Here is a 12,063-nt window from a genome sequence, read left to right as displayed (position 1 = left end):
GGATTGAGACAATAGATAAAAGCTGATAATAAATAAATAATAAATATGAATTTGAATATTTCCCTGATTTAAAAGGGATTGAGACTCATCTGCAATTCTTCTTATTTCTTTAGTTTCCATGTAAATTTGAATATTTCCCTGATTTAAAAGGGATTGAGACAAAGTTTATTCAATCTTTCAAAATCTTTTAAATTTGTAAAATTTAAATATTTCCCTGATTTAAAAGGGATTGAGACGCCTCTCGGCAGTTTTAACCTGCGCATCTGTCAATTGAATTTGAATATTTCCCTGATTTAAAAGGGATTGAGACAAAAACTGCCTCTGTTGTTGGACGAGTTTCTTATACTATTTGAATATTTCCCTGATTTAAAAGGGATTGAGACGCCTCTCGGCAGTTTTAACCTGCGCATCTGTCAATTGAATTTGAATATTTCCCTGATTTAAAAGGGATTGAGACCGAATATTTCGCCATCGTTTTTTTCTAAGTCGTATCCGGATTTGAATATTTCCCTGATTTAAAAGGGATTGAGACGTACATAGACACATGTACGGTAGTTCTTACCTTAAAGAAGGATTTGAATATTTCCCTGATTTAAAAGGGATTGAGACGTACATAGACACATGTACGGTAGTTCTTACCTTAAAGAAGGATTTGAATATTTCCCTGATTTAAAAGGGATTGAGACAAAAATAATAATTTTTATTCATTTTAAAGCCTCCTTATATTTGAATATTTCCCTGATTTAAAAGGGATTGAGACAGCGCCTAATGATATAGACGCCTTAGAATTATCAAGTTTTATTTGAATATTTCCCTGATTTAAAAGGGATTGAGACAATGTTAAGTTCTCCTTCAACGAATAATCCTTTCCCTTATTTGAATATTTTCCCTGATTTAAAAGGGATTGAGACCTGTATATGAAAAAGCGTTTGAAACGAAAACATCTCCCGCATCATTTGAATATTTCCCTGATTTAAAAGGGATTGAGACTAATTGTCCAATGATACATCAGTTTCACTGATTTAGTTTTATTGATTGGTACTAACCCATTACCTAATTATATTGCTTTACAATATTTTATTGGACAAAATAAGTATCTAAAAAAAATATGGCTGATATGTTCAGAAAAAAATTCAGGTATAAATCAAGATAGTACAAAAGAATATGCAGAAAGTCTTCAAAAATATTTTTCAAAAGAAAATCTCTCACCCGATTATGCCAACGATGTTCAAAAAGTAGAATTTCAGGAAATAATATATATTACGAATATTGGCAGCAAAAAAGCTATAGAAAACCAACTGGAAAAAATAGCAAAAAATTCTAATAATGGGAAATTGCATTTATTTTTTACAGGAGGTTCTAAGGCGATGTCTGCATATTCTTATTACTATTTAAAAGAGAAATTTAAGAATAAGTTTGACGCATCTTATTTATCGGCACGAGATTGGAAAATCATATTTGACAACGAAAAAAACATTCCTGAAAGTATTGCAGATAAAATAAAAATAAATTTTGATTATTTAACTGAACTGCATAGCTTTGAGATAATAAAAAATACCGAAAAACATTATTGCAGCTCTATTGAATTTATTGAAATAATAGAGTCAGATGAAATAGAAAAATTTTATTGCAATTCCGATGGATACAATAGAGATATTTTTAAACCTTACGACGATCATAAAATAATGGAAAAAATATTTCATAATATAAAAAACGAAGATTCTAATATATTAAAGGCTGCTGCATCCGATAATTGTTTGAATGAAGAAGAAAATAAAATAAAAACTGACGCCGATAGATCAAAATTTAAAAAAAAGGTTGATATTTTTAGAAATATTATAGAGACATTGAATTACCGGCCCAATGAAACTTTCATGAAGATAATAAACTCCTTTCCTGAAGATTGTAGAATTTATTATTATGATAGTTCTGAAAAACCTAATTTTAATACTAAAATAGAATACAAAAAATATAATGATGCTATTGAATTTTTAGACGGTTTTTGGTTAGAACAATATATAAAAAAGATTAATTTTAAGGATAATTTCGATGAAATCTTATTTAATAAAGAGCTTTATAAGAGTTCAGGCGGTCCAGAAAATAAATTTGAGCTTGATGGTGTTTTGATGAAAGGATGTCAACTCATAGGGGTTAGCTGTACAACTTCAAAAAATTAAGCGCTTAAATTAATTTGTTTAATACGACAGTTATAATTGAGAAATAATGCAAAATTTACTTATTAGTTTACATAATGTTCATTATGGGACATATTAATTATCTAACTAGCCTATTCGTTTTTATTATTTTATTTTATAGATTTAATATAATTAGCGCTGATATAATTATCAATCTGCTCTTCAAAATAAATTCTTATACTAACTCTATCGATGGAATATTTTGGTTTTAAATAATCATCAATATAGATGTCCGTTAATTTGTCGTCCATCTCTATGAGTCTTTTTATAAATAATTTAGTATTAAAATTAGAATTTACCTTTAGTGAATCATCTATTATTTTTTTAAATCCACATTTCTTAGATATAGCATATAAATCATAGTAATCCCTTATTTTTTCTCTACCTATCAATGCATCAACTTTCATAGCCGTTAAAACGTCGAGGTCAGCAATTTTTATATTCCCAAACAATATTTTATTATTTTTTTGCAATAAATGTCCAAATTTTGAATAAGCGCAAAAAGTATTTTTTACATTACCTATATAAAAATCTAACTGCTCTTCTTCATCTAGAGTATTTATAATTTTATAGTTTTTATTACTCAATTTGTCTATTAATTTTCTTACATTCTTTTTATCTAAAATATTAGACGATGCAGAGTAAAAAAAATCAATATCTTCAGAAAATCTATGCTTTAAATAGTAGGATAATGCAGAGCCTCCGGTGAAAATAAAACTTTCAATCTCTTTATATTCAGAAAGTTCTCGAAGTAATTTTTCTGTTTCCGCTAACCACATAAGTTTGCATAACTTCATTAATCATAATAATTAATGAATTATAAAATTAATCAATTTTTTGCGTCTTGATTTTGTACATAATAGGTAAAATAAGGTCAAAAAGTTTTAAAAGACCGGGGCTTCTGCTTAAATTTTTTTGCTCGTATGTTTTTTGTTCTTCTTTAGACAGCGAATTATAAACTAAGTAGCTGCCTTTACCTTCAAATACCGGTCTTACCGTATTCCGATAAATATTCATAAATTCGTCGGCATCTATAAGATTAAAAAGTGTAAATATTTCTTCAAGCGTGCCGTATTTTAGAACCTGCTCTATTATAATAGCTGCAGGCAATCCCGTTTTTTCTTTGTCATAACTCCAAAAATGCGTCCTATTGATTTCAGGAGGTAAATTTTTAATTTTATATAATATTTCTTTCATAATTATATTATACGATAATAAAAAACATTTTCAATGAATATAAAATATATAAAAACATATATAAAAGATAAAATTAAATTTATCATTTATTATTTGCATTAATATTATTGCTATACAATCCAATTTATTATTTCATAATTTTTATCGGGAATTGATTCATCAAAATATCCTGCTACAGGAATGCGTTCTATTTCGTATAATGAATTATTCTGAAAAGAAAGATTTGCATAAAACTGTATATTTTCACCTATATTAATATTTAAATACGATAAAGGTACGGATAATTCTAAAACATCTGCAAAACTTCCCTGAATACCATGTTTATTTCCAAAATTATCAATCATGTATGAATTTACTGAAATTACGACGCTATTCTTAGCATTACCGCTGCCGTTGTCGTTATCTGCACTGCCGCCAATAATATTGTTCTTGCCGGTGCTATTATAGGCATGGTCATCGGTGTTGATATTATTTTTATTTAAGTTGTTTAAATCGGCGCTGTTAACATCTATATGGTTATTGCCCGATTTGAATTCGTTTATTATTTTAAAATTATTAGGTTTTAGAAAATTGATTATAAATTCTTTATCTTTTAAATTCTCTATATGCTTCTTAAAAAAATCTATCCTGAAAAACATATCAGATTTATTAAATCCGTATCTTATGCTTCTAATATAACGGTTTGAGTGCGCCATAGCCTTTCCTGATGTAATAGCCGGAAAATAAACGGCGCTGCCGAGCCATTCAAAATAATTGTCTATATAGCCGTTAATTGTAGGATTTATAAAACACACCATTTTTATGCCCGGTTTAACCTCCTGTTTCCCTTTAAATATAGGTATAAAATATTCATCTGGAATAGGTTTGTCTAAAATCCTGTAAATATTAGACAGATGAGTTCTGTATAAAGCGTCGTATTCATCGTCAATGCCGGACGTTCTGTCGTCTCCGTACCACCAGTTATAATCGCTTCCTTCAGCAATATATATCTGTTCCCAAGCTTTTTTTAAGTCAGTTTCTTTTATAGCCGTATTTTTCAGGTTAACAAGCCAATCTCTGGTTTTGGAAAGCAGATCCCATGATTTATTGTCCTCGTCATCGCCTATCCATATATTAAAATTATGATTTATCCATGAGCCGGGATAGATTACCGGAATATTATATAATTTGTTAAAATCATAATCGTTTACGCTATTCCATTTAATGTCTTCTAAATCTTTCGCACCGTAATTATTATTATTTTCAATGCTTTCTAAATATTCGCTTATAGTTACAGTTTTTATAGATTTTTCTTTTGAAAGACCATCATATAAATAATTAAAAAAATCCAATGCATTATTCGGATAGTATTCCCAGGCGTTTTCTCCGTCTAAGATTATAGGCACTATTCCATATCCTTTTTTATTTATATCTTGAATAGTTACATGTATATTTTTAATGTAATTTATTAATTCTGAAGCCGCATTTTTCGGTTCATAATTGGCATACCTAAATCCTATAAGGTCGGAAATTGACCTATCCCTGAAAAAAATATATAAAAATCCCCCGTTCCTTTTTATAATATAAGGCTTATATAAAAATTTTCTGTTTTGAATATTACTCAAATTAATGCCTATGGAATTTGCAAGAATATCTTCATCGGTAGCAATCCATTTTAATTTATTGTCTATCATAATATTTACCGCATTTTCGCTCACGCTGCCTTCGGAAGGCCACATTCCTTTTAAACTATAATTCAATTCATTATTAAAATATTCAATGCTTTTTTTTATTTGAATCTCAGCATCTTCAGGATGCCTGAAAGCGTTTTTGGGCAGCGAAACTTTAGGATTGCTGAAATTTGCGACATTTGTATCGCATAGCAGCGGAAGTATGGGATGATAAAACGGACTGCCGGAGACTTCAATCTGCCGGTTGTTAATTAACTCTTGGATAGCAGGAATGAACTTTTTCAGAATTTCAGGTATCTTGATATTTATTAACTTTTCCTTTTCTTCTTCTGTAAAATTATAGTCTTTTGTTTTAAGTCCGTTTAAAAATTTATCGTTTGATATTGAAAGAGGGTCTATCCATAAAAGGTTAAATAAAACTATAATATCGATATAATCCTGTTCGCTGAATAAATTTATTTTGTCTGCATTCTGAACTAAATCTGAATTATGGTTTGAAAAGAGCAATAATGACAACTCATAAAAATGCTTACTCTTTTTTATAAAGTTATCGCTGCTTTTGCAGGCGGAAAAAAATTTATTTATTATAAATATTTTATCTTCCGCAGATAATTCCGTAATTTTGGTTTTTGATATTTTTAAAAATATATCCAATGAAGCATTTTCATAGTTATCGGAATAATCTTTAAGCTGCGTCAATAAAGAAGGAGAATAATTAAATGTACATTTAATATCAGGAAAATTCTTAATAAGCTGCGCCATATAAAGATAATCTTTTGTGCCGTGTAATCTCGTCCACGGCATAAGATATTCGCTTGTATAATTATCTTTATAATACGGCTGATGAAAATGCCAGATAAAGGCTACATTTAAAGGATAGTCCATTTTATTATCGTTTAGAATTCAGCTGAATAAGATTTTCAATATGACCGCGGCTTTTCGTCATTGCATCGTTTTCAAGCATTTTTTTATAAACGGCAACAGCCTGTTCCGGTTTGCCTATCATTGTATAAATTGAAGCTTCTTCCAGCATTGCATATTCTTTGAGTTTTACATCGTTTATTTTAGCCATTTTCTTTAAATAATTAATGGCTTTTAAGTTATTTTTCTGATTCAATTCAGCAGTCACAATATTACTGTAAGCTAAATAGCTGATATTATTTTTATGCGGAACAGGTTCATGTATAGTATATTTTTTAAAATATGTAATTGCTTTTTTATAATTTCTTAATAAAAGATAGTCTGAGCCTAAATAAAAATTTGCAATAATTTCTGCTTTAGTTCCGCTATATTTTGTTTTTAGCCGGCGCAGCACAATAATAGATTTTTTGACATTTTTGAGATTGCCTGTTTTTGAATCTCCTACTGAAAGATATAGTCTGACCCCTTTTCCTAATAAAGCATATGCCTTGCCTTCCCTATAGCCGTTATAATATTTATATCCGATTATACCGCCTGCTATAATTATAATGCCAATGCAGCAAAAAATAATTAATTTTTTATTCTTCTTGAAAAATTCTTCTACGTCAATCGCCATGTTTGTTGTCCTTATTAATTTATTTATATTTTAATTTGTATTTTATTTTGTATTTTATTTTTTTAAATTAATTAAATTAAATTTTTTATACTGCATCACAATTTTTAAATATTTATATTTTGCAACATTAATTGATAGTTTAAGAAAAATTTTAATTTAACATGAGCGTCATAATGTTTTAAGATTTGTATTTTTGCGACAGCTCCTCGGCATTTTTCTTTATTTCTTTTAATTCAGAAACATTAAGTCCTGCGCCGAAAGCAATATTGTTGTAGATATTTTCTGTTAAAATATCATCAGGCGAATGTGCATCGCTTGAAATTATTAATTTTGCCCCTGTGCGTTTTGCAATTTGAAAAACGATACCGTTTGATAAACAATGTCCTTTTCTGTAGGTTAATTCAAGATAAATATTTTTATTTTTAGCCAGCAGAGCTTCTTCTTCAGTTAAAAGCCCTGGATGCGCAAGAATATCAATATTCTCATTTAAAGCCGCCAAATTAGTTCCTTTTTCAACCGGTTCACTCAGTGTTTCTCCGTGAACGACGACTATTTTTGCGCCGGACATTCTTGCTAAATTTACCGCTTCACCTATTAATGACGGTGGCACGTGGGTTATTTCTACACCCGGCAGCACTCGGAATTTATTATTGTTTTTAATATTTTCGGCATTAATTTTATTGCTTATTGCAATAATACCGGATAATATATATTCAATATTTGAAAAATCGGCATGGTCGGTAATCGCAAGGGTTTCTATACCGGAATAAACCGCTCTCCTAATTAATTCGGAAGGCACCAGTTCACCGTCTGAAAATAATGTGTGTGTGTGAAAATCTGATATCAAAAATTTCTCCGTATATTAAATATATGTAATAGTAGTAGTATATATTCAGTACAGCATAGTATATATTAAATTAAATATAGTATATTAACGTGTATAAGCATGTAATTTTTTAGCTATACTGCTCTATACTGCTAATTTCAACAGCAAAAAAATATGAAGATAATTATCTATCTATATATACTATATATAATATCTATCTATCCTATTTATTTAATTAAATAAATAAATATCGCTTTCTATATCGCAAAGATATTATTCGTTAAATGACTTCTCCATATAATTTATTACTTACAACTTCTGTTATTTTGACTTTAACTTTAACTAAAGTACTTTCGGATTTTTCCAAAGTTGAATTCAGTAAAAATTCGGACATTTTTTTTATATCAAAATTTTTTAGATATACAACCCTTTCATTAGAGGTAATTCCTCTATAGAATATACCTTTATTGATTATTTCAGAATTATAATCATCGTTCTCCGCTATTTTTTCTATTATAACATCATAATAATTTCCTATCAATTTATTTAAAGACGAAGCAAAAATATTTTTTTGCAGATTAAATAATTTATTTAACCTTTCTTTCTTTATTTCAAGAGGTACATCGTCTTTATAATTTAAAGCTGCGGTAAAAGGTCTAGGCGAATATTGAAAGCCGTAAATAAACTCGAATCCTGTTTCTTTTATTAAAGATAGCGTTTGTTCGAAATCTTCGTCTGTTTCTCCCGGAAATCCGACAATTATGTCCGTTGATAATAATATACCCGGACAATTTGATTTCAGCTTTTCTATAAGGTTTATATAGCGATCTCTGTCATAACCCCTGTTCATCAATTTTAATATTCTGTCTGAACCTGATTGAACAGGCAGATGCAGACTCTTTGATATTTTATTTTCTTTTCCGATAAGTTCGATTACTTCATCGCTCATATCTTTAGGATGAGATGTTAAAAATTTTATTTTTTTTATATTTTTTATTTCTGCAATCTTTTTCAGAAGATACGCAAAATTATAATCTGGGTTTTCTGGGGACTTATAAGAATTCACATTCTGCCCAAGTAAAATAATTTCTTTAACATTTTTTTGAGCGTATTTTTCTACAGTTTTCAATAAAATATTTAAAGGTATATATTTTTCAGCGCCTCTGACATACGGAACTATGCAATAGCTGCAAAAATTGTTGCACCCCTCCGTTATTTTTAAATATTGCGAGTAATTTAATAAGCTTTTTTTTTCAGACCTTTGATTAAAAGATTTTTCTAATCTTCTGTAGTAATTTTCATCTTTGGCAAATATATCTTCTTCAATTTTCGAATCAACCGGAGTAATTTTCAATAAAGATTTAAATTCTTTTTCAAGCATGTCGGGAATGGATAAAATATCTTCGGGGCTAACGTAATAATTTACGGACAGCTCTTTATATCCTGAATCTTCTGCAATTATTATACTATTACTTCCAGTCTTATCTTTATTTCTACTTTTATTTTTTATATTTGTATTTTGTTTAATCTTTTGCTGGGCGTAGCATCCCGCAAGTATTATTTTTTTCTTTTTATCTGTTATACGTCCGATATCGGATAGTATTTTGTGGTCTGCGTTATCCCTTACACTGCATGTATTTAAAATTATTATATTAGCGTCATTTAATGATGCCGCTTTTTTGAATCCTTTAAAAATCAGCCCGTCTTCAAGCAGCTCGGAATCATGGAAATTCATCTGACATCCGTAAGTTTTGATGTAAAAACTAATATCTTCCGCAGCATCGGTAAATTTCATAATATTGCTCAAAGAATTAAAGAATTAAAAAATTAAATAATTAAGTTATGAAATAATTAAGTAATAATAAAATAATAATGATAATAAACCAAATGATAATAAACCAACAAATAAAGAAATTATAAACATAAAATGCAAATGAGCTTACAGAGCGCTTAAATCAAACGGGACGGATAATGATGTTAAACATTTTCTTTTATGAGGTTGTTTTTGCAGATTTTACTCATTTTAAAAAAAGGAACCAATTTTTCTTTTACTTTAATATTTTCTCCTGTTTTAGGATTTCTTCCTTCGTATGATTTATATTCTTTTATTTTAAAACTTCCAAATCCTCTTATTTCTATTCTTACATGTTGGGCAAGAGCTTTGACCATTGTGTCTAATATAGAATTTACGATTGCTTCTGCTACTTTAACGGAAATTTTGTTCTGCTCCGCAAATAATTCTATAAATTCCGCTTTATTCATAATCACCTCTAAATATTAAACAATATATTGCTCAAGTAATTTGCTAAGCTACATATATTATCATATAAGAATATCAGGGTCAACATCTATAACTATTTTTCTGGCTGCAAAAAATTTATTGAGTTCACGTTCATTTTTAATAATATTAATAAGGCTGTGCATATATGAAATATTTTTTTCTCCCGGCACAAGAGGCGATTTTATAATTATCTGAAACCTGTAATAATTGTTTAATTTTGAAATAGGACAAGGTGATGGACCCAGGATAGAAATTTTTTTGAATTCACTATTTATTGCGATGATTTTGCTGATTATTTTTTTTAAAAAAAAAGCCCTTTCCTGCAATTTGTCAAAATCTTTATCTATTAATCTTAATGCTATAATTTTGGAGTAAGGAGGATAGGAATATTCCTTTCTTAAACTCAGTTCTTTTTCAAAAAATCCTTCAATATCATGTTTTGATGAATATTGAATAACATAATTTGAGCTGTTGAATGTTTGAAAAATGACATTTCCAGGCATATCCCCTCTTCCGGCTCTTCCTGATACCTGCGTCAACATTTGAAAAGTTTTTTCGGCGCTTCTGAAATCAGGCATATTTAAAAGGCTGTCCGCCGAAATAACTATAACTAAACCAACATTAGGAAAATCATGTCCTTTTGCAACAATCTGCGTGCCGATTAAAATGTCTATTTCTCCGGCATTCATTTTATTAAATATATCCGTACCTGTCTTTTTATTCCTGCCTATGTCGGAATCTATTCTTGCTATTTTAGCCGTATTTCCGAATAACTCATTTACTTTGTCTTCTAACTTTTGTATTCCTGCGCCGTAAGGCTCTATATTATCACTTAAACATTCAGGGCAAAGCTTTGGAACTTCCTCCGTATAATTACAGTAATGACATTTTAAAAAACTTTTTTCATTACTTTTTCCTTTATGATATACCATGGAAACGGCGCAATTTTTACAGATAAATTGATGACCGCATGTTTTACATATAATAAAAGTTGAAAATCCGCGTCTATTTAAAAATAACAATACCTGTCTTTTCTGTTCTATGTTAGTTAAAATTTCTTTTTTTGAGAAATCAGAAAGCATTTCATCGCTGAAATTAATATTCTTGCTCACGCCTGAGCCGTTTGTTGGGCTGTTTGATTTAAATTCATTTTTCAGGTCTACAATTTTAATTTTCGGAAGAAATTTTCCTGAAACCCTTTCCTTTATGTTGATGTATTCATATTTTTTTGCTTCTTTAGCATTATAGTACGATTCCAACGATGGAGTTGCAGAACCTAAGACTGCAACCGAATTATTTTTATTTGCGAGCATAACCGCTACGTCTCTTGCGTTATATAAAAAATCAGATTCCTGTTTATACGAACTGTCATGCTCTTCATCTACTATAATAAGTCCGTAGTTAACTAAAGGAGCGAAAATAGCAGACCTTGCTCCCAGAACTATTTTAATTTCTCCGGATAATATCTTAAACCAGTTAATTAATTTTTCTTTTTTAGCAATTTTACTGTGGAATATTGCAAATTCATGAGGATTTAACATTCTAGAAAATCTTTTTCTCATCACATCTATAAACTGATTAGTAATGTATATTTCTGGAACAATAATAATAACTTGTTTATTTAAAATTAAAGCATATTCTAATAAATTAAGATATATTTCTGTTTTTCCGCTTGCAGTTACGCCGTGCAGCAGAAATGTTTTATAGAAATTGTCTTTAATAGGTTTTTTAATAAGCTCTATAGCTTTTAACTGGTCTTCTGTTAATTTTATATTATTCGCAGCCGTATTTTGTTCGGTATTAATGCTATTAATATAAAACGAGTCCGGTTTACATATCGTGTTCGGCTCGCAGTTGTCTAAACAGGATACGGAAGATGCAGAAAAGAATGATTTTTCACATTTTTTCAAATCTTTATTGTTTTTTTCGGAATAAACATCGAGCAGATGAAAACTTTTAACGTCTATCGAAGGCAAGGCAGCGTCCAATACGCGCGAAATGCTTTCGTGATAATATGAAGCAAGCCAATAATAAAAATTTAAATGATTTTGATTAAATAATGAATTTTTAGCTACGGATAATACTTCTTTTAGGTTTGAAATATCAAGACTGCATGAAGAATTTAATGAAGTGATAAATCCGTATGTTTTTCTGTTTTTAAGAGATACTAATACAGGCGCGCCTACCTGCGAAAAATCAAGAAACTGTTCCGGAAGCAGGTAAGTTAATGGATAATCCAATCCGCTTTTCGGCACAACTATTTCAACTTTAACCTCATTCATAACCATAATTATAATTTATTGCATCAAAAAATTAAATAAAAAAATTACAGCTTTTATAATTATGGCTATGAATTA

General features: G+C 29.2%; 9 protein-coding genes and 1 CRISPR repeat array (1 of these 10 running past the window's edge). Of the genes, 1 reads left to right on the top strand and 8 read right to left on the bottom strand.

The features are described 5' to 3' along the window. Nucleotides 1–990: a CRISPR direct-repeat array (repeat unit 36 nt; unit sequence ATTTGAATATTTCCCTGATTTAAAAGGGATTGAGAC) (it extends 1,463 nt beyond the left edge of the window). A gap of 41 nt (nt 991–1,031) precedes the next feature. Next, nucleotides 1,032–2,177 (top strand): hypothetical protein, encoded by a 1,146-nt coding sequence (locus EVJ46_08175; protein ID RZD16153.1) that lies wholly within the window; start codon nt 1,032–1,034, stop codon nt 2,175–2,177. 128 nt (nt 2,178–2,305) lie between these two features. Here EVJ46_08175 and EVJ46_08170 read toward each other — a convergent pair whose 3' ends face one another. From EVJ46_08170 to priA, 8 genes are all read right to left on the bottom strand, one after another. Further along, the gene (locus EVJ46_08170; protein RZD16152.1) at nt 2,306–2,992 is read right to left on the bottom strand and encodes a hypothetical protein; all 687 of its coding nucleotides are present in this window, start codon (nt 2,990–2,992) and stop codon (nt 2,306–2,308) included. A gap of 28 nt (nt 2,993–3,020) precedes the next feature. Further along, nucleotides 3,021–3,392 carry a hypothetical protein gene (locus EVJ46_08165; GenBank protein RZD16151.1) on the bottom strand — a complete coding sequence of 124 codons (372 nt, stop codon included), beginning with the start codon at nt 3,390–3,392 and terminating at the stop codon, nt 3,021–3,023. A 110-nt stretch (nt 3,393–3,502) separates the two neighbouring features. Further along, nucleotides 3,503–5,947: a hypothetical protein gene (locus EVJ46_08160; protein RZD16150.1), complete on the bottom strand. Its 2,445-nt coding sequence runs from the start codon at nt 5,945–5,947 to the stop codon at nt 3,503–3,505. 4 nt (nt 5,948–5,951) lie between these two features. Next, a complete protein-coding gene (locus EVJ46_08155) occupies nt 5,952–6,599 on the bottom strand; it encodes a tetratricopeptide repeat protein (protein RZD16149.1) in 648 nt (215 codons plus the stop codon). A 178-nt stretch (nt 6,600–6,777) separates the two neighbouring features. Further along, nucleotides 6,778–7,443, bottom strand: a complete 666-nt coding sequence (locus EVJ46_08150) for a histidinol phosphate phosphatase domain-containing protein (protein RZD16241.1) — start codon at nt 7,441–7,443, stop codon at nt 6,778–6,780. A 262-nt stretch (nt 7,444–7,705) separates the two neighbouring features. After that, nucleotides 7,706–9,220, bottom strand: a complete 1,515-nt coding sequence (locus EVJ46_08145) for a MiaB/RimO family radical SAM methylthiotransferase (GenBank protein RZD16148.1) — start codon at nt 9,218–9,220, stop codon at nt 7,706–7,708. Between the two features lie 182 nt (nt 9,221–9,402). After that, nucleotides 9,403–9,687 carry an integration host factor subunit beta gene (locus tag EVJ46_08140; protein ID RZD16147.1) on the bottom strand — a complete coding sequence of 95 codons (285 nt, stop codon included), beginning with the start codon at nt 9,685–9,687 and terminating at the stop codon, nt 9,403–9,405. A gap of 60 nt (nt 9,688–9,747) precedes the next feature. Further along, the gene (gene priA / locus EVJ46_08135; GenBank protein RZD16146.1) at nt 9,748–11,994 is read right to left on the bottom strand and encodes a primosomal protein N'; all 2,247 of its coding nucleotides are present in this window, start codon (nt 11,992–11,994) and stop codon (nt 9,748–9,750) included. Between the last annotated feature and the right edge of the window lie 69 nt (nt 11,995–12,063).

It is taken from the genome of Candidatus Acididesulfobacter guangdongensis, assembly GCA_004195045.1.
In the GTDB taxonomy this organism is placed as follows: domain Bacteria; phylum SZUA-79; class SZUA-79; order Acidulodesulfobacterales; family Acidulodesulfobacteraceae; genus Acididesulfobacter; species Acididesulfobacter guangdongensis.
Note: the sequence above shows the minus strand (reverse complement) of the source record. Positions and strands in the feature narration are given on the sequence as shown.

What these genes read in the sequence shown, in the direction of transcription:
- EVJ46_08170 (RZD16152.1), bottom strand. Translation starts at nt 2,992, where the DNA reads ATGAAGTTATGCAAACTTATGTGGTTAGCGGAAACAGAAAAATTACTT.
- EVJ46_08145 (RZD16148.1), bottom strand. Translation starts at nt 9,220, where the DNA reads ATGAAATTTACCGATGCTGCGGAAGATATTAGTTTTTACATCAAAACT.
- EVJ46_08165 (RZD16151.1), bottom strand. Translation starts at nt 3,392, where the DNA reads ATGAAAGAAATATTATATAAAATTAAAAATTTACCTCCTGAAATCAAT.
- priA (RZD16146.1), bottom strand. Translation starts at nt 11,994, where the DNA reads ATGGTTATGAATGAGGTTAAAGTTGAAATAGTTGTGCCGAAAAGCGGA.
- EVJ46_08160 (RZD16150.1), bottom strand. Translation starts at nt 5,947, where the DNA reads ATGGACTATCCTTTAAATGTAGCCTTTATCTGGCATTTTCATCAGCCG.
- EVJ46_08140 (RZD16147.1), bottom strand. Translation starts at nt 9,687, where the DNA reads ATGAATAAAGCGGAATTTATAGAATTATTTGCGGAGCAGAACAAAATT.
- EVJ46_08155 (RZD16149.1), bottom strand. Translation starts at nt 6,599, where the DNA reads ATGGCGATTGACGTAGAAGAATTTTTCAAGAAGAATAAAAAATTAATT.